General features: G+C 64.6%; 21 protein-coding genes. 11 read left to right on the plus strand and 10 right to left on the minus strand.

Going from position 1 to position 19,656, the window contains the following annotated elements:
• Nucleotides 1-146: 146 nt before the first annotated feature.
• The 3 genes from NCS67_RS24235 to NCS67_RS24245 form a co-directional block, all read right to left on the minus strand.
• Nucleotides 147-422: a hypothetical protein gene (locus NCS67_RS24235; protein ID WP_008347139.1), complete on the minus strand. Its 276-nt coding sequence runs from the start codon at nt 420-422 to the stop codon at nt 147-149.
• A gap of 312 nt (nt 423-734) precedes the next feature.
• Nucleotides 735-2,282, minus strand: coding sequence for a methyl-accepting chemotaxis protein (locus NCS67_RS24240; protein WP_250436961.1), 1,548 nt, complete (start codon nt 2,280-2,282; stop codon nt 735-737).
• A gap of 178 nt (nt 2,283-2,460) precedes the next feature.
• Nucleotides 2,461-3,165, minus strand: a complete 705-nt coding sequence (locus NCS67_RS24245) for a glutathione S-transferase N-terminal domain-containing protein (protein ID WP_008347144.1) — start codon at nt 3,163-3,165, stop codon at nt 2,461-2,463.
• Nucleotides 3,166-3,541: 376 nt separating this feature from the next.
• Here NCS67_RS24245 and NCS67_RS24250 point away from each other — a divergent pair, with 376 nt between their 5' ends.
• Both NCS67_RS24250 and NCS67_RS24255 read left to right on the plus strand, forming a co-directional pair.
• Nucleotides 3,542-4,042, plus strand: coding sequence for a hypothetical protein (locus NCS67_RS24250; RefSeq protein ID WP_008347146.1), 501 nt, complete (start codon nt 3,542-3,544; stop codon nt 4,040-4,042).
• A gap of 72 nt (nt 4,043-4,114) precedes the next feature.
• Nucleotides 4,115-4,882, plus strand: a complete 768-nt coding sequence (locus NCS67_RS24255) for an SDR family oxidoreductase (RefSeq protein ID WP_008347148.1) — start codon at nt 4,115-4,117, stop codon at nt 4,880-4,882.
• An 8-nt stretch (nt 4,883-4,890) separates the two neighbouring features.
• On the opposite strand, the gene NCS67_RS24260 is transcribed toward NCS67_RS24255, so the two are convergent.
• Complete coding sequence (locus tag NCS67_RS24260; RefSeq protein ID WP_008347150.1) at nt 4,891-5,121, minus strand: hypothetical protein; 231 nt, start codon at nt 5,119-5,121, stop codon at nt 4,891-4,893.
• Between the two features lie 179 nt (nt 5,122-5,300).
• On the opposite strand from NCS67_RS24260, the gene NCS67_RS24265 reads away from it, so the two are divergent.
• From NCS67_RS24265 to NCS67_RS24295, 7 genes are all read left to right on the plus strand, one after another.
• On the plus strand, nt 5,301-7,277 hold the full coding sequence (locus NCS67_RS24265) for a sigma-54-dependent Fis family transcriptional regulator (RefSeq protein ID WP_008347152.1): 1,977 nt from the start codon (nt 5,301-5,303) through the stop codon (nt 7,275-7,277).
• A gap of 191 nt (nt 7,278-7,468) precedes the next feature.
• The gene (locus tag NCS67_RS24270; protein WP_250436963.1) at nt 7,469-8,524 is read left to right on the plus strand and encodes an ATP-NAD kinase family protein; all 1,056 of its coding nucleotides are present in this window, start codon (nt 7,469-7,471) and stop codon (nt 8,522-8,524) included.
• Between the two features lie 33 nt (nt 8,525-8,557).
• Complete coding sequence (locus NCS67_RS24275) at nt 8,558-9,553, plus strand: thiamine pyrophosphate-dependent dehydrogenase E1 component subunit alpha (protein ID WP_008347155.1); 996 nt, start codon at nt 8,558-8,560, stop codon at nt 9,551-9,553.
• 18 nt (nt 9,554-9,571) lie between these two features.
• Nucleotides 9,572-10,588 (plus strand): alpha-ketoacid dehydrogenase subunit beta, encoded by a 1,017-nt coding sequence (locus NCS67_RS24280; protein ID WP_008347157.1) that lies wholly within the window; start codon nt 9,572-9,574, stop codon nt 10,586-10,588.
• Nucleotides 10,588-11,712, plus strand: a complete 1,125-nt coding sequence (locus NCS67_RS24285) for an acetoin dehydrogenase dihydrolipoyllysine-residue acetyltransferase subunit (protein ID WP_008347159.1) — start codon at nt 10,588-10,590, stop codon at nt 11,710-11,712. Before NCS67_RS24280 ends, NCS67_RS24285 begins: the two co-directional genes overlap by 1 nt.
• A 109-nt stretch (nt 11,713-11,821) precedes the next feature.
• Entirely contained in the window at nt 11,822-12,574 is a 753-nt protein-coding gene (locus NCS67_RS24290; protein ID WP_250436965.1) for a lipoyl protein ligase domain-containing protein, read from the plus strand.
• Nucleotides 12,575-12,592: 18 nt separating this feature from the next.
• Nucleotides 12,593-13,423, plus strand: a complete 831-nt coding sequence (locus NCS67_RS24295; protein ID WP_250436967.1) for a hypothetical protein — start codon at nt 12,593-12,595, stop codon at nt 13,421-13,423.
• Nucleotides 13,424-13,432: 9 nt separating this feature from the next.
• On the opposite strand, the gene NCS67_RS24300 is transcribed toward NCS67_RS24295, so the two are convergent.
• The 3 genes from NCS67_RS24300 to NCS67_RS24310 all read right to left on the minus strand — a co-directional run bounded on the left by NCS67_RS24300 (nt 13,433) and on the right by NCS67_RS24310 (nt 15,293).
• Nucleotides 13,433-13,963: a YMGG-like glycine zipper-containing protein gene (locus NCS67_RS24300; RefSeq protein WP_033535907.1), complete on the minus strand. Its 531-nt coding sequence runs from the start codon at nt 13,961-13,963 to the stop codon at nt 13,433-13,435.
• Nucleotides 13,964-14,013: 50 nt separating this feature from the next.
• Nucleotides 14,014-14,364 (minus strand): hypothetical protein, encoded by a 351-nt coding sequence (locus tag NCS67_RS24305; RefSeq protein WP_033535906.1) that lies wholly within the window; start codon nt 14,362-14,364, stop codon nt 14,014-14,016.
• Nucleotides 14,365-14,537: 173 nt separating this feature from the next.
• Nucleotides 14,538-15,293, minus strand: coding sequence for a DeoR/GlpR family DNA-binding transcription regulator (locus NCS67_RS24310; protein ID WP_008347169.1), 756 nt, complete (start codon nt 15,291-15,293; stop codon nt 14,538-14,540).
• A gap of 78 nt (nt 15,294-15,371) precedes the next feature.
• Here NCS67_RS24310 and NCS67_RS24315 point away from each other — a divergent pair, with 78 nt between their 5' ends.
• Complete coding sequence (locus NCS67_RS24315; RefSeq protein ID WP_175982083.1) at nt 15,372-15,959, plus strand: NUDIX domain-containing protein; 588 nt, start codon at nt 15,372-15,374, stop codon at nt 15,957-15,959.
• On the opposite strand, the gene modC is transcribed toward NCS67_RS24315, so the two are convergent.
• From modC to modA, 3 genes are read right to left on the minus strand one after another with little or no spacing between them, the layout of a single operon-like run.
• Entirely contained in the window at nt 15,948-17,066 is a 1,119-nt protein-coding gene (gene modC / locus NCS67_RS24320) for a molybdenum ABC transporter ATP-binding protein (RefSeq protein ID WP_250437062.1), read from the minus strand. The two genes, NCS67_RS24315 and modC, sit on opposite strands and share 12 nt — an antisense overlap.
• A 19-nt stretch (nt 17,067-17,085) precedes the next feature.
• On the minus strand, nt 17,086-17,766 hold the full coding sequence (modB, locus tag NCS67_RS24325; protein ID WP_175982081.1) for a molybdate ABC transporter permease subunit: 681 nt from the start codon (nt 17,764-17,766) through the stop codon (nt 17,086-17,088).
• An 8-nt stretch (nt 17,767-17,774) separates the two neighbouring features.
• Complete coding sequence (gene modA, locus NCS67_RS24330) at nt 17,775-18,539, minus strand: molybdate ABC transporter substrate-binding protein (protein ID WP_008347177.1); 765 nt, start codon at nt 18,537-18,539, stop codon at nt 17,775-17,777.
• A 304-nt stretch (nt 18,540-18,843) separates the two neighbouring features.
• Here modA and NCS67_RS24335 point away from each other — a divergent pair, with 304 nt between their 5' ends.
• Entirely contained in the window at nt 18,844-19,641 is a 798-nt protein-coding gene (locus NCS67_RS24335; RefSeq protein WP_250436968.1) for an enoyl-CoA hydratase/isomerase family protein, read from the plus strand.
• Nucleotides 19,642-19,656: the final 15 nt, after the last annotated feature.

Here is a 19,656-nt window from a genome sequence, read left to right on the forward strand (position 1 = left end):
AAGCAATACCAACCACCCCCCCCCTACAAGGGGGGGCCGTACCTGTAGCGATGACCGGGGGGGCCGGGTGGAGTGCGGTTCGGCCCAACACTGACGCGGGGCCCCCAATAATGGGCGCCACCCGCTTTTTTATTTGCGCGATGACATCAGCCGTGCGTCGTGCCTTTAGGCATCCTTGACGACGCGCACGCCTGCAACGCGACGATCGCCTTGTTTGCGAGCGTGAGCGTTTCCTCGCAGGCGAGGCGGTCGCGAAAGATCGAGCATCCGCCGCCGGCGTTCACTTTCGCCACCGCGTTACGCAGCTTGTCGAGCGCGGATTGCGGCGAGCCGGCGTCGCGAATCATCGATGCGATATCGAAAGCGCTGCCGGCGTCGGTTTCGACGTAGCCGGGGCATTGCGTTTGCGCGTGAGCCGCCATGCAAATCATGCCGGCAGCCGCAGCTAGCGAAAGGCGCCGGGCGCGGCGTCGAGAAGGGTAGAGGAGGGCATCCATTGGCGTCACCATCGTCAGATTCGCATTGACAAATCATGCGTTCGGCGAACTCGTGACGGCTGGAACGGACGAATGCTTGTCCACAGAATCGGTGGGCAAGATTGTGGATATCCTGAGCATCGCCGGGCCAACGTGTTGATGCGTAACGCATTTGACCCGGCGTACGAAATTCGCGCGTTGCTTCGTCTCCCATTCTGAACCGGTAAAAAAATTCGCGCCGGCCGCGTCAAAAAACGCCTAAACCCGGAATGCCTGGACGGTTTGCCCGAGTTCGCGCGCCTGCGCGTCGAGCGCGTGCGCGGCCGTCGCCGCTTCGTTCACGAGGGCGGCATTCTTCTGCATCAAACGATCCATCTGCGATACCGCGTCGTTCACTTCGTCGATGCCGCTGCTTTGCTCGCGCGAAGCCGTCGCGATCGCTTCGACGAGCATCGACACGGCGTCGACGGAAGCGAGCAGATCGGCGAGCGTCGTGCCCGCGCGCATGACCGTCGAGCCGCTCGATTCGACGTGCGCGTTCACTTCGCGGGTCAATTGCGAGATTTCCTTCGCCGCGGCCGACGAGCGTCGCGCGAGCGCGCGAACTTCCTCGGCGACGACAGCAAAGCCACGTCCGAGCGACCCGGCTCGCGCCGCTTCGACCGCCGCGTTCAGCGCGAGCAGATTCGTCTGAAACGCGATGGATTCGATCACGCTCGTAATCTGCCGGATCTGCGCCGAACGCGACGACAAATCCATCATGCGCGCGATTGCATCGGCGACGGCGCGTTCGCCATCCTTCGCGCGCCCAGACGCTTCCCTCGCCAACTCGCGCGCGCGATTCGCGTGATCGGCGTTCGCGCGAACGGTGGATGCGATCTGCTCCATGCTCGCCGACGTCTGCTGCAAGCTCGCCGCATGTTCCTCGGTGCGCGCGGACAGCGCGTGGTTGCCCTCGGTGATGTCCGCCGCCGCGACGCCGATGGTCTGCGTCGAGCGCTTGATGTCGCCGACCATCGACGCGAGCTGGCTGCGCATCAGGCTCATCGCGTACATCACGCTTTCCGTGTCGCCGCGCGCGACGGGCACATCGGTCAGCAGATCGCCTTGCGAGACGCGCCGCGCCACGCTTGCCGCGAGTTCCGGTTCGCCGCCGAGCTGGCGCATGAGCGAGCGCGCCAACGAAAAGCAGAGCCAGCCGACGAGCGCCACGCCCGCCCCGATGCACGCGCCCACGCTCCATTGCACGATGCGGCTCACGCGTTGCGCGTCGTCGTATTCCTGCTGTGCGGCGGTGAGCTGAAACGCGCGCAGATCGGTGCTTTCCTTCTTGACGCGCTTCGCTTGCGGCTCGATCTGCTGCGTGACGATCCACTGTGCTTCGGCCAAATTGTTGGCGGCGAGCAGATCCGTCGACGGACGAAAGCCTTTGTCGCGCAGTGTCGCCCAGTCGGCGGCGAGGCGCTTTGCGAGCGGCGCTTCGGTCGAATCGAGCGGATAGCGCAGATAGCGGCCGAGCAGGGCATCGATATTTGCGACGCGCTGCTGCGTCGATGCGACCACGGCTTGCGTCTTTTGCGCCGATGGATCGAGCACGGCGTCGCTGATCGCGAACTGGCTTTGCGTGATGAGTTCGTCGATCGTGGAGATGGTCTGCAGCGCTTGCACGCGCCCTTCGAAGACGTGGCGTAGCGCGGCATTGCCTTGCTGGACGCCGAATAATCCGACGCTGCCGACCGCGACGAGCACGGCGGCGACCGCGCCCGTGACGATCGCGAGGCGCGCCTTGACGGTGAACTTTGACATTTTCGGTAGAAGAGAAACGTGCGCGGAGAAGTCCGGAGGCGCGCAGCGGCCAATCATCGGACTTTTGTGGAGAGCGCAATCTACCGATTGTCGAAGACGTTTGTGTGACAAGCGCCGCGGTCACGCGCCGCAAACCTTTGCGTGCGCGTTCCCAACGAAAGCGACCGATGCCCCGCAATCAATCGCGCTTCGGAATCTCCAGTCCGCGCTTCACCGCAGGCCGCGCGAGAAACGCGTCGAGCACGCGCTCGACGTTCTTGAACTCGTGAAAATCCACCAGCTCGCGCGCTTCGTAAAAGCCGATCAGATTGCGCACCCACGGAAACGTGGAGATATCCGCGATGCTGTACTCGTCGCCCATGATCCAGTCGCGACCTTCGAGCCGCTTGTCGAGGACACCAAGAAGCCGCTTCGATTCGGCGACGTAGCGCGCACGCGGACGCTTATCCTCGTAATCCTTGCCCGCGAACTTGTGAAAGAAGCCGACCTGCCCGAACATCGGGCCGACGCCGCCCATCTGGAACATCAGCCATTGCAGCGTTTCGTAGCGCTTCGCCACATCGTCGGGCATCAACTGGCCGCTCTTCGCCGCGAGATAGACAAGAATCGCACCGGATTCGAAGAGCGGCATCGGCTCGCCGTTGGGTCCGTCCGGATCGATGATCGCGGGAATTTTGTTGTTCGGATTGAGCGACAGGAACTCGTCCGACATCTGATCGTTCTTGTCGAAGCGCACGAGATGCGGCTCGTAAGGCAGGCCGGTTTCCTCGAGCATGATCGAGACTTTCACGCCATTGGGCGTCGGCAGCGAATAGAGCTGAATGCGCTCGGGATGCTGAGCGGGCCATTTGCGGGTGATGGGGAAATCGGCAAGCGCGGTCATTTAGAGTCCTCGAAGGTCGAAGCGCCGAATATAACGATTTCGCGGCTTTCCTGCGTCGAAGACACCATCGCGCGCGCTGTCATCCGCTCGCCGCATCGACAGGAAAAGATTGAGGGATCTCGTACAGACGACGTATGTCGAAACGCGGAATCTGTTCTTGCCTCGACTACAAAAGCGATTGTAGGAATCGCAGCATCGATACGAGGATTGCGCGCAGCGCGAAGGTCAAGAAGTCAACGAACAACGAAGAAACCAAGCCCTTGCGGGAATGTGCAGCGCGAACGCGACGTGCGGGCCGGTCCACTGGCTCGGTTATTGCATCGGCACGGGTGCCCGGGAATCCGTGCCGGCCTTACGAACCGTTGGTTACGCTGCCATGAAAACCGCTCCTCTCGCAACGCTTACCGCAATCGCTGCCGTGGTCGGGGGACTGCTGCCCAGCCTGTGCACCGCCACGTCTCTCGAAAGCCAGCTCGACTGCAAGTCCAGCGCGCACAACTTCATCGCACCGCTCGTCGCCGATAAATCCATCGACGCGCGCCCCATGCGCGTCGAGGCGAATTCGGTCAACGCGTTCAAGCCGACCCAGGGAAGCGAGCTCACCGCTTACGGCTTTCGCGTGTATGCCGTGCTGGGCTACGAGCACGGCGACGACATGTTCAAGCGCGGCAGCGGCCAGCCGATCAACGATTCCGCGTATGGCGTCGTGGTGCTCGCCGCGTCGGAAACGGTCGAGGCGAAGGTGCGCGAATCGGGCAGCACGGCGGTCGTCAAACAGGTCGTGCCGATGATGATGACCGCCGTCTTCTGCGACGGCAGCGGCGCGAGCAAGACGACGGCCGGCGCCGTTACGACGGAAGCGTCGCGGAATCGCTGAATCATCGTCGATAATGTTCTCCCCAAAAGCGCGCGCAAAGTGTCGCGCGCCCGACAACAGGAGAACGCCGACATGTCTGACGCAGCCAAGCAGTCTCAACGAATCGCCATCGTCACCGGAGCGGGAAGCGGGATCGGCCGTGCGGCGGCGCTGGCCTTGCTCGGCGACGGCTGGTCGGTCGTGCTTGCCGGAAGACGTCCCGCGCCGCTCGACGCGGTGATCGGCGAATCGAATGCAGCGGAGCGCGCGCTCGCCGTGCCGACCGACGTCTCCGATCCGCAATCGGTCGAGAAGCTCTTCAAGGCGGCGGTCGAGCGCTTCGGCCGCGTCGATCTGCTGTTCAACAACGCTGGCGTGACGAATCCGCCGGGACCGTTCGAGGACTGGACGCCCGAGCAATGGAAGAACGTCGTCGATATCAATCTGAACGGCATGTTCTATTGCCTGCAGCAAGCATTCCGCACGATGAAGGCGCAAACGCCCACGGGCGGCCGCATCATCAATAACGGTTCGATTTCCGCGAGCGCGCCGCGCCCCAATTCGGCGGCCTACACGGCGACGAAGCACGCGGTGCAAGGTCTCACGAAGACCGCATCGCTCGATGGCCGCAAGTACGACATCGCGGTCGGTCAGATCGATGTCGGCAATGCTTTCACCGAGCTGTCGGAGCGCATGTCGAAGGGCGTGCCGCAAGCGAACGGCGAGATCGCCATCGAACCGATGATGGACGTGAAGATCGTCGGCCAGTCGGTGCTCTACATGGCGAACCTGCCGCTCGAAGCCAACGTGCTGTTCCACACCGTGATGGCCACCAAGATGCCGTTCGTCGGCCGCGGCTGATTCTTCTTCTACGCGATCCGATACCAGACGCGAATGCCCGAGTACCAATGGCTCACGCTGGTATCGTCGCCGGCGCCGAACGTCGAGAGGCTTTCGACGTTCAGCACGTCGACGTCGTTCTCGGCAATCCACCTGTTCGCGCGCTCGACGAGCGCCGCGCCGTTCTCGTACACGTTGCCCTTGATGAGGTGATGCTGCACGATCTGTCGCTCGAAGTCTTCGTAAGCGATCTTCGCCATCCGCTGTCTCCTGATTTTCGTTCTGATGCGCCGATGTATCAGCGGTCGTATATGTTGCGGCGCAGCGCTATCGCCGCATGACGCGTTCTGCCGATTCGAGCATCATATGGCCTGAGACACGCTCGTGCGAATCGGTGAATTCCGCGTGCGGGCGGCACGAGAACGCCAAGGAGAGCACGATGGACATGCGGCAACGCGAGCACATCGAGGCAGTCGTCGCGGCGACCACGCGGGCGGACGCGCTCGGTACGGCGCGAGCGCACGACGGCATCATTCAGTCTTCATGGCGGCGTTGCGTGCATCAGTACGGACTCGATCCGTCGCGCATGCAGGAAGCGCGCATCCTGCCGCAGACGCGCCTGCGCGAGCATCAGCAGCGCATCGACGACTTCGCGCGCATCGCGCGTCACGGTCTCGAAGCCTTGTACGAGCAGGTCGCGGGCATGGGTTATGTCGTGCTGCTCACCGATGCGCTCGGCGTGACCGTCGATTACATCGGCGATGCGAACACCGATTCCTCGCTGCGCCGCGCGGGTCTCTATCTCGGCGCGGAGTGGAGCGAAGCGGGCGCGGGCACCTGCGCGGTCGGCACCGCGCTCACGACGGGGCAGGCGCTCACCGTCCATCAGATCGATCATTTCGACGCCACGCACATTCCGCTCACGTGCACCGCCGCGCCGCTCTACGATTCGCGCGGCGCGCTTTCCGCGATCCTCGACATTTCCGCGCTCGTGTCGCCGCAAGCGCGCGACAGCCAGAATCTCGCGCTGCAACTCGTGCGGATTTACGCGGGGCACATCGAGAACGCGAATTTTCTGCGCACGCATCGGCAGGACTGGATTCTGAAGCTGAACACCGCGCCGGAATTCGTCGATGTGAACCCCGAATATCTGATCGCGCTCGATGCGAGCGGACGCATCGTCGGACACAATCGCCGCGCGCATACGATGCTCGCCGCCGAAATCGGCCGTCCGGTCGCGCCGGGAGAAAGGGCGACGTCGCTGATCGGCGTGCCGTTCGATACGCTTTTCGACGCGCGCATCGAAGAGCTGGGCCGCTTCGTCTATTCGCGCCCGAGCGAATTGCGCGCGGTGCCGCTCGCAAAATCCGGCGCGCTGCTTTATCTGAGCGTGATGCCGCCCGCGCCGTGCGTCACGCCGTCGACCAACGCGACTGCGGCGCGCAGCGTGGAAGTGCCCGCGCCGCTCGCCGCGCTGTGCGGTGGCGATGCCGCGCTCAGGCGTCAACTGGAACGCGCCGCGAAGCTCGTCGATTCGCCGATCAACCTGCTCGTCAATGGCGAAACCGGCAGCGGCAAGGAGTTTTTCGCGAAGGCGCTGCATCGCGCGAGCGCGCGGCGCGCGGGGCCGTTCGTCGCGGTGAATTGCGCGGCGATTCCGGAGACGCTCATCGAAAGCGAATTGTTCGGGCATCTGCCGAACAGCTTTTCGGGCGCGGGCGCGAAAGGCAAGCGCGGGCTCATTCAGGAAGCGGACGGCGGCACGCTCTTTCTCGATGAAATCGGCGACATGCCGCGCGAGTTGCAATCGCGGCTGCTGCGCGTACTGGCCGAAGGCGAAGTGCTCGCGATCGGCGCGTCGCGGCCCGTATCGGTCGATGTGCGCGTGATTTCCGCCACCCATCATTCGCTCGACGCGCTCATGCACGACGGACGCTTCCGCGAGGATCTCTACTATCGCCTGAACGGCGCGCGCTTCACGCTGCCGCCGCTGCGCGAACGAAGCGATCTCGACTGGCTCGTCGACAAGCTGCTCGAAGGCGCGGTCACGCTGACGCCGGCGGCGCGTGAACGGCTGCATCGGCATGAGTGGCCGGGCAATCTGCGCGAGCTTTGCAACGTGCTGCGCTATGCGCGCGCGGTGTGCGCGAACGGTTCGATCGATGTCGATGATCTGCCGGAAGGATTCGATGGCGCGCCGACGCCAGTCGAAGCCGAGCCGGCGCGCGCCGTCGTCGAGGATTTCGATCCGCATCGGCTGCCGCCCGAAGGCATGCTGCTGATGCAGTATCTGCGCGCGGCGAGCTGGAATCTGAGCGCGGTCGCGCGGCAGATCGGCGTGAGCCGCATGACGCTTTACCGGCGCATGGCGCGCTACGGCATCAAGTCGCCGAATCAGCGCGACGCGGGTCACTAACGCGCGATACGCCTGTACTCCCGCCGATACACCTGCCGCTGTGACACCTGTCACGGCGGCGCCCCGTACACCCTCCAAAGCGCCCGATTTCCGCGGGTAATCCCTCGCTTTTTCGCGCGCGAAAGCCGTCTTCAGATTGGCATGGCGCTTGCCTTTATCCGCCGCACAAAACACACAACGGAGACACTGGCATGCGTGACAGCGCGGCGCCGCTCGTCGGCATCATCGCCAATCCTGTTTCGGCGCGGGACATCCGGCGCGTCATCGCGAATGCGAACAGCCTGCAGCTCGCGGATCGCGTGAATATTGTGTTGCGGCTGCTGTCGTCGCTCGCGTCGTGCGGCGCTTCGCGCGTGCTGATGATGCCGGACCGCGAAGGTCTCAAGGTCATGCTCCAACGGCATCTTTCGCGCAAGCAAGGTCCGGACGCCGCGCTCGCTCACGTCGAATTCCTCGACATGCCCGTGACCGCGCGCGTCGACGACACGTTTCGCGCCGCGCGCATGATGCACGACGCCGGCGCCGATGCGCTCATCGTGCTCGGCGGCGACGGCACGCATCGCGCGGTCGTGCGCGAGTGCGGCCAGGTGCCGATCGCAGGCTTGTCGACGGGCACGAACAACGCCTATCCGGAAATGCGGGAGCCGACCATCTCCGGACTTGCGACGGGGCTCTACGCAACGGGCCGCGTCCCCGCGCGCCAAGCGCTCGCGTCGAACAAGCTGCTCGACATCGAAATTCGCGATGCGAAAGGCAGCGTGCGCCGCGACATCGCGCTCGTCGATGCCGTGATTTCGCACGAGCATTTCATCGGCGCGCGGGCGCTGTGGAAGATCGACACGCTCGCCGCCGTCTACGTCTCTTACGCCGATCCGCAGGCGATCGGCATGTCGGCGATCGCCGGTCTGCTCGAACCGCTCGGGCGGCACGACAAGGGCGGACTCGCGATCGAGCTCGGCAGACCAGGCGACTGCGAATTCGAACTGCGCGCGCCGATCGCGCCCGGCCTCGTCGAACCCGTGCCGATCGCGAACTGGACGCGCCTCGCCGACGGCGTGCCGCATCGCGTGAAGCAGAAGAGCGGCATCGTCGCGCTCGACGGCGAACGCGAGCTCGCCTTCGGACCCGGCGACGAAGTGAGCGTCACGCTCAGGGAAAGCGCTTTTCGCAGCATCGATGTCGCCGCGTGCATGCGTTACGCGGCGGCGTCCGGGCTGATGCGTCAGTCCAGCAGCCACACCCGCTAGGCCAACCCACGGAAGACATCAAAGGAGACAGAGATGACAGCGACGCAACATGCGGGCGGCTTGCCGCTCTCCAAGGACGAACTGCTGAGCGCGTATCGCAAGATGCGCACGATCCGCGATTTCGAAGAGCGCCTGCACGTCGATTTCGGACGCGGGGACATTCCCGGCTTCGTGCACCTGTACGCGGGCGAGGAGGCGGCGGGCGTCGGCATCATGACGCATTTGAACGATGGCGACCGCATCGCGAGCACGCATCGTGGACATGGACACTGCATCGCGAAAGGCGTCGATCCGGTCGCGATGATGAAGGAGATCTACGGCAAGAAAGGCGGCTCGTGCAACGGCAAGGGCGGCTCGATGCATATCGCCGATCTGTCGAAAGGGATGATGGGCGCGAACGGCATTCTCGGCGCGGGCGCGCCGCTGATCTGCGGCGCGGCGCTCGCGGCGAAGTTTCGCGGCAAGGGCGAAGTCGGCATCACGTTCGCGGGCGATGGCGCGTCGAACCAGGGCACGTTTCTCGAAAGCCTGAATCTCGCGGCCGTGTGGAACCTGCCGGTGATCTTCGTGATCGAGAACAACGGCTATGCCGAATCGACCGCGCGTGACTACGGCACGGCCGTCGATAGCTACGTCGATCGCGCGGCGGGCTTCGGCATTCCGGGCGTGACCGTCGACGGCACCGATTTCTTTGCGGTGTACGAAGCGGCGGGCGAGGTCATCAAACGCGCGCGCGAAGGCGGCGGGCCGGCGCTGCTCGAATGCAAGATGATCCGCTTCTACGGTCACTTCGAAGGCGACGCGCAGACCTACCGCGCGCCCGGCGAAATCGACGATATCCGCTCGAACAAGGATTGCCTGAAGAAGTTCGCGGCCGCCGTCACGCAAGCCGACGTGATCTCCCCGGGAGAACTCGACGCGATCGACAAGGAGGTCGCCGCGCTGATCGACCGCGCGGTGCAGGAAGCGAAGGACGCGCCTTTGCCGACCGCCGCCGATCTGCTCACCGATGTCTACGTCAAATATTGATTCGAGGAGACAAACACCATGGCCCGCAAACTGAGCATGAAGATGGCGATCAACGAAGCCATCGATCAGGAAATGACGCGCGATCCGAGTGTGATCGTGCTGGGTGAGGACATCGTCGGCGGCGCAGGCGCGGACGGCGAGAAAGACGCGTGGGGCGGCGTGCTCGGCGTCACCAAAGGTCTGTACGCGAAGCACGGCGATCGCCTTCTGGATACGCCGCTCTCGGAATCGGCATACGTGGGCGCGGCGATCGGCGCGGCGGCGTGCGGCATGCGTCCGGTCGCGGAGCTGATGTTCATCGACTTCATGGGCGTGTGTTTCGACCAGATCTTCAATCAGGCGGCGAAGTTCCGCTACATGTTCGGCGGCAAGGCGGAAACGCCCGTCGTGATCCGCGCGATGGTCGGCGCGGGCTTTCGCGCGGCCGCGCAGCATAGCCAGATGCTGACCTCGCTGTTCACGCACATTCCGGGGCTGAAGGTCGTGTGCCCGTCGACGCCCTACGACACAAAGGGATTGCTGATTCAGGCGATCCGCGACAACGATCCGGTCATTTTCTGCGAGCACAAGAATCTCTACGGCTTCGAAGGCGAAGTGCCCGAGAACTCGTATGCGATTCCGTTCGGCGAAGCGAACGTCGTGCGCGACGGCAAGGACGTGTCGATCGTCACGTACGGCTTGATGGTGCATCGCGCGCTGGAGGCCGCCGCGACGCTCGCGAAGGAAGGCATCGAAGCGGAAGTCGTCGATCTGCGCACGCTGTCGCCGCTCGATCTCGATACGGTGCTGGAGACGGTCGAGAACACGGGCAGGCTCGTCGTCGTCGATGAGGCGAACCCGCGCTGCAATATCGCCACGGATATTTCCGCGCAGGTCGCGCAGCAGGCGTTCGGCGCGCTGAAAGCGGGCATCCAGATGGTCTGCGCACCGCATACGCCGGTGCCGTTCTCGCCGACGCTCGAAGATCTTTACATACCGAGCGCCGCGCAGATCGCCGACGCCGCACGAAAAACCATGAAGGGAGGAAAGCACTGATGGCCGCAATCACACCGATCGTGATGCCCAAATGGGGCTTGTCGATGAAGGAAGGCACGGTCAACGAATGGCTCGTGGAGGAGGGCACGGAGATTACCGTCGGCATGCCGATTCTCGATGTCGAAACCGACAAGATCGCCAACGCCGTCGAAGCGCCCGACGCGGGTTTGCTGCGTCGGCGGGTCGCGTCGGCGGGCGATACGCTGCCGGTCAAGGCGCTGCTCGGCGTGCTCGCGCCGTCCGACGTGAGCGACGCCGATATCGACGCGTACGTTTCGTCCTACGTCACGCCCGCCGAAGATGAGGAAGCGGGCGAGGAAGCGGCGGCGTATCACTTCGTCGATGTCGATGGCATCCGCGTGCGCTACGCCTCGCGCGGCGGCGACGATGCGAGCCGGCCCGCGGTGTTGTTCATCCACGGCTTCGGCGGCGATCTCGACAACTGGCTGTTCAACCTCGATGCGCTCGCCGAAAGGAACCGCGTATTCGCGCTGGATCTGCCGGGCCACGGACAATCGACGCCTAAAGTGCCTGGAACGTCTCTGGCAGCGCTGGCCGCGTTCGTCGGCAAGTTCATGGACGCCGTGGGTCTGGAAGCGGCGCATCTCGTCGGCCATTCGATGGGCGGCGGCATCGCGGCGCAGATGGCCGTCGACCAGCCGTCGCGCGTGCAGTCCGTGTCGCTCATTTCGCCTGCCGGCTTCGGCGATGAAGTGAACAATGCGTACACCGAAGGCTTCGTCACGGCCGAATCGCGTCGCGAGCTGAAACCGGTGGTCGAACTGCTGTTCGCGAATCCCGAACTCGTCAGCCGCCAGATGCTCGACGATCTCCTGAAGTACAAGCGGCTCGACGGCGTCAGCGACGCGCTGACATCGCTCAACGGCGGCTTGTTCGCGGGCGGAAAGCAGAGCGCGCTGCCGGGCGGCAAGCTGGCTGCGTCGGGCAAGCCGGTGCTCGTGATCTGGGGCGAAAAGGACCAGATCATTCCCGCCGCGCACGCGAAGCATGCACCGGAAGGCGCGACCGTTCGCGTGTTCGACGACGCCGGGCACATGAGTCAGATGGAGAAGGCCAACGAAGTCAACGCGTTGTTGAAGGAGCACGTAGGCAAGGGCGGCTGATCGCCCGGCGCGCGCCGCGGCGGAGCAGGACACCGTCGCGGCGCGTCCGCGCGTTCTTGACTACCATGTCGGGATCGCGTCTGCGTCGGCGCGTCATTCCTTCGATGCCATGCCCTTCCAACTGATCGATCCCGCCGCGCTTTCCGGCGATCCGCACGATCCGCTGCAAGCCGAAGAAGCGCTCCTCGCGCGCGCGGCCGCGGGCGATGCCGTCGCGCATGTCTGGGACGCGCCTGCATCGCTCGTCGTGCCGCGCAGCTATCAGCGTTACGCGGCGCTCGCCGACGCGCGCGAGGCTTTTGCTGCGCGCGGCTGTCCCGTGTGGCTGCGTCTGTCCGGCGGCGGTCTCGTTCCGCAGGGTCCGGGCGTGCTCAATCTGAGCCTCGCGTATCCGGTGCGCGCGCCGATGGGCGCGCTGTCCGAAACCGTCTACGTGCATCTGTGCCGGATTCTCGCCGATGCGCTCAACTCGCTCGGCGTGCTGACGCACTGGCAGGCGGTCGAAGGCTCTTTCTGCGACGGCCGCTTCAATCTCGCCTGGGGCCCCGGCGACGACGCCCGCAAGGTCGCGGGCACCGCGCAGTACTGGCGGCGCGTGCCGCACGGCGACAAGGACCAGCCGCTCTATGCGGTGCTTGCGCACGCCGTCCTGCTCGTCGATGCCGATCCGATCGAAATCAACGAGCGCGCCAACGCCTTCGAAGCGATGATCGAAAGCGGACGCCGCTACGAAGAACTGCGGATCGTGACCGTTGCGCAGGCGCTCGCCTACGAATGCTTTTCGATGCCCGCCGACCTGCGCGAGCGCGTGCGCGCGACATTGATCGACCGCGTGAAGGATGCGTCGCCGCCGGAACAATAAAAACGCATCGAGGTGGCCATGCCGCTCAGAAGTGCTTCGAACGGGTTCTTCTTCGCGCTTTGGGTGGCCGTGTGCGCGGCCGCGCCCGAATTTCTGTGGCAAGGGCTGCTTTCGCTCTTCGGCCATTTTTCGCTGACCGATGCCGCCGCCGCGCTCCTGATCGGCGCGATTCTCGCGTTCTTCGTCGAGCCGGTGCTGGAGCGCTTGCGCGGTCTGTCCGACGCGCACGAGCCCGCCGAGAAATCTCCCGCTTTCGCCGCGTGCGAGGCGTTGAGCTTTGCGATCGTCGCCGTCTGCGTGCACGAGGCGATCACCGTGTATGTCGCAGCGAGTCACTCCAACGAGCAGGCAAGCGAGAACCTCGTGAAAGCCGTGGCGCAGGCGCTGCAATGGGCGATCACGCCGTTTTTCATCACGATTGCGTGGATGGCCGCGCGCGCGCCGTCGTGGATCGCGTGGCCGATTGCGGCGCTGTCGATCATCGTCGGTTTGCTGGTCGGCGTGATATTCGGCTGGAGCGCGCATGTGCTCGTGACCAGCGCGATTCCCACGATAGCCGTGCTGATCGCGGGATGTCTCATCGTGCGGGAACAGTGGGATGCGTTCACGTTCAGGCGCTGCGCCCGCGCGACCGGCGTGATCGCGCTCGCCTGGCTCGTGCTGACGGGCGCGCTGCAACTCGCGCTATGGCTCGCGCACGTACAGGCGTTTCGCGTGTATGAGCGATCGGAGTTCTGGAGCGACTTGCGGTTTTATATCGGCTGGGTGACGGGCTTGCTCGTGGCGCCGTCGTTCGTGCCCGATGCGCCGCTCGCCGCCGGCGGCGATGACCGGCGCGTGCGGCATTGACTCAGTCTGTCAGTAAGTTCCGGGCGGCGGCTGCCAGCCCGGCGGCGGAGGAGGCGGCGGAGGCGTGGTGGAATACGCGCCGCCGGACGGCTGAACCATGCGCGTCGAGCCGCGTACCGGCACTTTGTCGCCGGCGGCGTACATGCATTGCAGATACGCGTAGTCGTAGCGCTGCTGCACGTTGTAGCCCGATGCCTGCGATGCCCCGACGCCGAACGCGCTGCCGGTCAGAAGGCCCGCGCCCGCGCCGATGGCCGCTCCCGATCCGCCGCCGAAGGCCGCGCCCGCCGCCGCGCCGAGCGCGGTGCCGACGACCGCGCTGCCGACCGCGCTGTTGGTCGCCGCCTGATTGGCGTCCACGCCGCCGACCTGCTGAAGGGCAAACTGGCGGCAGGAGTTGTCATCGGCGCGGAACTGGTCGAACGTTTTGGTGCTGCCGGGTAGCGCCATCACACTGGGGCCGGTAGGCATCACGGTGCAGGCCGAAAGGCCCGTCACGCCGATTGCCGCCAGTAAAAGGCCAAGCCTCGAGTAGTTCATGGATTCTTGCGAATTCGCTTGGTTATCGGTTTTCAAAGTGCCGAACAGCATCAGTTCGATGGCGGCGGCGTCGCCGGAACCGGACGCCATGCGTTGGCGCATTGCTTCACGTACGGGTAGTAGGCCTTCGCGGAGTCGCAGTAGTACCACATGCCTGGCTGCTGCGCGGGCGCGCCCGGATCGGCGGCGGGCTGACCCTGCTCGACGTATTGAACCGGCGCGGCAGGCTGAACGACGACGGGCGGCGGCGGATAGTAGTAATACGGCGCCGGCGCGACGGGATACGGGTAATACACGGGTCCGCCGACCCACACGCCGACGCGCGCCCAGGCGTACGCGTTGGCGGTCACGCCCGCGCTCGCGATCAGCGATAGCGCGATAAAAGCCTTCAGGCGATTCACGTCCTTCTCCAGAAAAAATGTTTGCGATGTCGATGGCACTAACGGAAATCCGACCTCCGCAGTTGACCTGACATAGCGCATCCTCGAACGCTATTCCCTTTGCCGGAGAATTTCAATTACGCGGAACGGCGCGTATTTTTCGGCGCGTTACCCGGTAACAAAGTGTCGTGAATTCATGCGCGCAGCACGGTGATTCCGGCGCGTTCGATCGGTTCGACGAGCTTCGCGTCGGCGGTTTCCTCGACGATGACCGTCTGAGCCAGATCGATCCCGCCGATCCTGTAGGCCGAAGCCGCGTTGAGCTTCGCCGCCGACGCCAGCACGACGGTTTCCGCCGCGCGCGCCGCGAGCGCGCGCTTGACGTGCGCTTCCTCGAAATCGCCGGTGGTGAGGCCGGCCGTCGGATGTACGCCGGTGACGCCCATGAAATAGAGATCGGCGTGAATGTGCGACATGGCTTCGACGGCAGCGGCCCCGACCGTGACGATCGAATGCTTGTAGAGCTTGCCGCCGATCAGCACGACGTCGACCGAAGCGTGCTCCGCCAGCGCCACGGCGACGCTCGGACTATGCGTGACGATCGTCGCGGACAGATTCGCCGGCAACTGACGCACGAGCAGCGCGGACGTCGTGCCGCCGTCGATGATCGCGATCTGCCCCGGCGCGATCATGTCCGCCGCTTTCTTCGCGATGCGCCGCTTCGCCTCCGATTCCATGTCCTCGCGCCGCGCGAACGGCGCGATCGCGGGCGAAGCAGGCAGCGCGCCGCCGTGCACGCGTTGCAGCAGCCCTTCGGCCGCGAGTTCGCGCAGATCGCGCCGCACCGTGTCCTCGGAAATGCCGAAGCGTGCGCTTAGTTCGGCGGCGAGCACCTGGCCGTCGCGTTTGAGGGCATCGAGAATCGCTTTCTTGCGCTGACTGGTCAACATTGTTTGCACGAAATTTCTTGATATTGCACGAAACTGCACGCTACCATGAGTTCAACAACTTGTCGAACGGGTGAACCGATGGAAACGAGCGAGCGCGTCCGCATCCTCAAAACCGAAGTGCTGTCGGACGACTGGTACGTCCTCAGAAAAGTGACTTTCGATTTTCAGCGCCGCGATGGCGTCTGGCAGCGTCAGAGCCGCGAAACCTACGATCGCGGCAACGGCGCGACGATTCTGCTGCGCGATCGCAAGACCGGCAACGTGCTGCTGACGCGCCAGTTCCGCATGCCCGCGTTCGTCAACGGACACGACGGCATGCTGATCGAGTCGCCCGGCGGCCTGCTCGACGACGCCACGCCCGAAGAGCGCATTCGCGCGGAAGTCGAGGAGGAAACGGGTTATCGCGTGCATCGCGTCGAGAAGATCTTCGAGGCGTTCATGAGCCCGGGATCGGTGACGGAGAAGCTCTATTTCTACGTCGGCGATTACGACAGCTCGATGCGCGTTTCGGACGGCGGCGGCGTAGAGGAAGAGGGCGAGGAAATCGAGACGATCGAAGTCCCGCTGCAAACCGCCATGCAGATGATCGAGCGCGGCGAAATCATGGACGGCAAGACGATCATGCTGCTGCAATACGCCGCGCTCGCGGCGCGTTCAGGCGAGTAGCGACACCGTCTTCACCTGCGCCCACAGGCGCATGCCTTCGACGATGCCTAGCCGGTCCAGCGAATAACGCGTGACGCGCGCGAGCAGCGGCGAGCCGTCGACGTCGAGCCGCACCACGGCTTGCGACGGATGGGCGTCCTTCGCGATGCCGATCACCGTCGCGGGCAGCACGTTCAGCACGCTGCTGCGCTCGTGCTCGTGCGTGCCGGTGACGAGACTCACGTCGCGCGCCTTGATGGCGACGCGCATCGTCTTGCCGCAGGACAAAGGCGTATGCACGACGGCGAGCTTCGCGCGCGAGCCCGGCAGCGCGAGCGTGAGCAGGCCGTACTTGCTGTCGTATCCGTCGACGATTCCCTCGAACACGACCGATGCGTCGTCGGCCATTGCGAGCGGCAGATCGAGCCGCGCGAGCGTATCGGCGATCGGCCCGCTCGCAAGCGCACGGCCGCCTTCGAGCAGCACGAGATGATCCGCGAGACGCGCGACTTCTTCGGGCGCGTGGCTCACGTAGATCACGGGAATGTCGAGTTCATCGTGCAGGCGTTCGAGATACGGCAGGATTTCCTGCTTGCGTTTTTGATCGAGCGACGCGAGCGGTTCATCGAGCAAAAGCAGACGCGGACTCGTCAAGAGCGCCCGCGCGATGCCCACGCGTTGCCGTTCGCCGCCTGACAATCCGGCCGGCATGCGCTCCAGCAGATGCGCGATGCCGAGCAAGTCCGCCGCCTGCGACAGATCCACGCGCCGCTCTGCCGGTTTCACGCGCTCCAGCCCGAAGCGCAGATTCTTCTTCACGCTCAAGTGCGGAAAGAGGCTCGCTTCCTGAAAGACGTAGCCGAGCGGGCGCTTGTGCGTCGGCAGAAAAATGCGGCGCTCGGTGTCGAGCCAGACTTCGCCGTTGACGACGAGCCGCCCGGCGCGCGGCCGCGCGAGTCCCGCGAGACAGCGCAGCAGCGTGGTTTTTCCGGAGCCGGAATGGCCAAAGATCGCGGTGACGCCACGACCGGGCAGCGCGAGATCGATATCGAAGGCGAAACCCTCGTGCTCGACGAGAAAGCGCGCTTCGATGGCTTCGTCGGAACGGGTATGCGCGCGGTCGAGCATCACGCGTTGATAAGTGAGTTCAGACATGAGCCGTGACGGAACGTCGGCCGGAGTAGAGCAGCAGAAGAACGACGAACGAGAATATCACCATGCCGCCCGCGAGCCAGTGCGCCTGCGCGTATTCGAGCGCCTCGACGTGATCGAAGATCTGCACGGACACGACGCGCGTGCGCCCCGGAATATTGCCGCCGATCATCAGCACGACGCCGAATTCGCCGACGGTATGTGCGAAGCCGAGAATCGTCGCCGTGACGATGCCCGGCCGCGCGAGCGGCAGCGCCACCGTGAGAAACGTGTCCCACGGACCGGCGCGCAATGTCGCGGCGGCTTCGAGCGGACGGCGCCCGATCGCTTCGAACGCATTCTGCAGCGGCTGCACGACGAACGGCATCGAATAGATCACCGAGCCGACGACGAGCCCCGTGAACGTGAACGGCAGCAAGCCGATACCGAGCGCCTGCGTGATCTTGCCGACATAACCGTTCGGCCCCATCAGCACGAGCAGATAGAAGCCGATGACCGTCGGCGGCAGCACGAGCGGCAGCGCCACCACCGCGCCGACGACGCCCTTCAGTTTCGAACGCGTATGCGTGAGCCACCACGCGATCGGCGTGCCGACGACGAGCAGGAGCACCGTTGTCAGCGACGCGAGTTCGAGCGTCAGCGTAATAGCCTGGAGATCGGCGCTATCGAGCGGCATCGGCGAAATTAGAGTTGATAACCGTAGGACTTGATGACTTCGGCGGCCTTCGGACCCTTCAGGTACTCGATGAACTGCTTCGCGACCGGATTGTCCTTGCCCTTGTTCAGGATAACCGCGTCCTGCTTGATTGGCTCGTGCAGGTTCGCCGGCACGATCCACGCCGAGCCGCTCGTGACCTTGCCGTTCTTGTAGATCTGCGACAGCGCGACGAAGCCGAGCTCCGCGTTGCCGGTCGCGACGAACTGCTGCGTCTGTGAAATGTTCTGGCCTTCGACGACCTTGGGCTTGATTTCTGCTGCGAGGCCGAGCTTGTCGAGCGTCTGATAGCCGGCGAGACCGTACGGCGCGGCCTTCGGGTTCGCGATCGCGATGTGCTTGAACGCGTTCTTCTTCAGCACGTCGCCTTTATCGTCGACGTAGCCGTCTTTCGCGGACCACAGCGCGAGCGCGCCCGTCGCGTAGGTGAAGCGGCTGCCGGGCACGGTCGCGCCTTCGCTGTCGAGCTTGGCGGGCGTGGCGTCGTCGGCGGCGAGGAACACTTCGAACGGCGCGCCGTTCTTGATCTGCGCGTAGAACTGACCCGTCGCGCCGAACGATGCGACGACCTTGTTGCCGGTGTCTTTCTCGAAGTCGGCGGCGATCGCCTGCACGGGCGCCGTGAAGTTGGCCGCGACCGCGACCTGCACTTCGCCGGCCAGCGCGGATGCCGAAGCAATGCCCGCAGCGAGCGGAACGAACGCGCAAAGCAAAGCGCGCAGAATACGAGTCATCACGTAAAGCTCCTTGAACCGAGTTGAAATTCTGCTTATGGAACGACTTCAGGCGGCGCGTTGGAGGCCGCGAGCGTGTGGCCGTAGGGTCCGGCGAGCACCGTAATATATACGAGTATATTGCGTCGGTGCATGGGTTTCGGCGCGACTCGTCGGATGATTGTTTGATGGACTCATTGTGAGTGACACTCAAATATATGAGTTGACCGTTTTCGCGTTTTTCGATGACACTGATCGCCGAAAGGTAAATTGCCAGCCACGATAAACTGAGCCGCGCTCAATTCGAGCGCGCAGGAGACGAAGCATGACCGACGCAGCAAATCTGCAACGCCTGAAGCTCGGCATCGAAGGCCACGTCGCGCGCGTGACGCTCGATCGCCCCGACGTGCGCAACGCCTTCGACGACGCGACCATCGTCGAGCTGACCGCCGCCTTCCGCGCGCTCGACGACGACGCCAACGTGCGCGTTATCGTGCTTGCCGCGAACGGTCCGGCATTCTGCGCGGGCGCCGATCTCAACTGGATGAAGCGCATGGCGGGCTATTCGGAAGCGGAAAATCGCGCCGATGCGCTCGGTCTCGCCACCATGCTCAACACGATTTACGCCTGCTCGAAGCCGGTCATCGCGCGCGTGCAGGGCGACGCCTACGCGGGCGGCATGGGACTCGTCGCCGTGTGCGATATCGCGGTCGCGGCGGACACGGCGCACTTCTGTCTCTCCGAAGCGAAGCTCGGCCTGATGCCCGCGACGATCGCGCCGTACGTGGTCCGCGCGATGGGCGCGCGCGCGGCGCATCGCTATTTCGTGACGGCCGAGCGCTTCGATGCCGCCGAAGCGCTGCGTCTCGGTTTCGTACACGAAGCCGTCGCCGCCGATCAGCTCGATGCGTGCGTCGAAGCGATCGCCGCGAGCATCGCCGCGAACAGTCCGAACGCCGTGCGCGAATGCAAGAAGCTCGTCGCGGATTTCGCGGGCAAGGAGATCGACGAATCGTCGATCGGCGAGACGGCGGAGCGCATCGCGCGCATCCGCGCATCGGACGAAGGGCGCGAAGGCGTGCGCAGCTTCCTCGAGAAGCGCAAGCCGTCCTGGCTCGTTTGAAGCACCGGAGGAATC

Origin of the sequence: Caballeronia sp. ATUFL_F2_KS9A (assembly GCF_023630765.1) — a bacterium.
Lineage (GTDB): Bacteria > Pseudomonadota > Gammaproteobacteria > Burkholderiales > Burkholderiaceae > Caballeronia > Caballeronia zhejiangensis.

What these genes read in the sequence shown, in the direction of transcription:
- NCS67_RS24235 (WP_008347139.1), bottom strand. Translation starts at nt 422, where the DNA reads ATGGCGGCTCACGCGCAAACGCAATGCCCCGGCTACGTCGAAACCGAC.
- NCS67_RS24290 (WP_250436965.1), top strand. Translation starts at nt 11,822, where the DNA reads ATGCCCTTCCAACTGATCGATCCCGCCGCGCTTTCCGGCGATCCGCAC.
- NCS67_RS24310 (WP_008347169.1), bottom strand. Translation starts at nt 15,293, where the DNA reads ATGTTGACCAGTCAGCGCAAGAAAGCGATTCTCGATGCCCTCAAACGC.
- NCS67_RS24240 (WP_250436961.1), bottom strand. Translation starts at nt 2,282, where the DNA reads ATGTCAAAGTTCACCGTCAAGGCGCGCCTCGCGATCGTCACGGGCGCG.
- NCS67_RS24295 (WP_250436967.1), top strand. Translation starts at nt 12,593, where the DNA reads ATGCCGCTCAGAAGTGCTTCGAACGGGTTCTTCTTCGCGCTTTGGGTG.
- NCS67_RS24280 (WP_008347157.1), top strand. Translation starts at nt 9,572, where the DNA reads ATGGCCCGCAAACTGAGCATGAAGATGGCGATCAACGAAGCCATCGAT.
- NCS67_RS24245 (WP_008347144.1), bottom strand. Translation starts at nt 3,165, where the DNA reads ATGACCGCGCTTGCCGATTTCCCCATCACCCGCAAATGGCCCGCTCAG.
- NCS67_RS24335 (WP_250436968.1), top strand. Translation starts at nt 18,844, where the DNA reads ATGACCGACGCAGCAAATCTGCAACGCCTGAAGCTCGGCATCGAAGGC.
- NCS67_RS24270 (WP_250436963.1), top strand. Translation starts at nt 7,469, where the DNA reads ATGCGTGACAGCGCGGCGCCGCTCGTCGGCATCATCGCCAATCCTGTT.
- NCS67_RS24300 (WP_033535907.1), bottom strand. Translation starts at nt 13,963, where the DNA reads ATGAACTACTCGAGGCTTGGCCTTTTACTGGCGGCAATCGGCGTGACG.
- NCS67_RS24255 (WP_008347148.1), top strand. Translation starts at nt 4,115, where the DNA reads ATGTCTGACGCAGCCAAGCAGTCTCAACGAATCGCCATCGTCACCGGA.
- modC (WP_250437062.1), bottom strand. Translation starts at nt 17,066, where the DNA reads ATGCTCGACCGCGCGCATACCCGTTCCGACGAAGCCATCGAAGCGCGC.
- NCS67_RS24315 (WP_175982083.1), top strand. Translation starts at nt 15,372, where the DNA reads ATGGAAACGAGCGAGCGCGTCCGCATCCTCAAAACCGAAGTGCTGTCG.
- NCS67_RS24265 (WP_008347152.1), top strand. Translation starts at nt 5,301, where the DNA reads ATGGACATGCGGCAACGCGAGCACATCGAGGCAGTCGTCGCGGCGACC.
- NCS67_RS24250 (WP_008347146.1), top strand. Translation starts at nt 3,542, where the DNA reads ATGAAAACCGCTCCTCTCGCAACGCTTACCGCAATCGCTGCCGTGGTC.
- NCS67_RS24275 (WP_008347155.1), top strand. Translation starts at nt 8,558, where the DNA reads ATGACAGCGACGCAACATGCGGGCGGCTTGCCGCTCTCCAAGGACGAA.
- NCS67_RS24260 (WP_008347150.1), bottom strand. Translation starts at nt 5,121, where the DNA reads ATGGCGAAGATCGCTTACGAAGACTTCGAGCGACAGATCGTGCAGCAT.
- modB (WP_175982081.1), bottom strand. Translation starts at nt 17,766, where the DNA reads ATGCCGCTCGATAGCGCCGATCTCCAGGCTATTACGCTGACGCTCGAA.
- modA (WP_008347177.1), bottom strand. Translation starts at nt 18,539, where the DNA reads ATGACTCGTATTCTGCGCGCTTTGCTTTGCGCGTTCGTTCCGCTCGCT.
- NCS67_RS24285 (WP_008347159.1), top strand. Translation starts at nt 10,588, where the DNA reads ATGGCCGCAATCACACCGATCGTGATGCCCAAATGGGGCTTGTCGATG.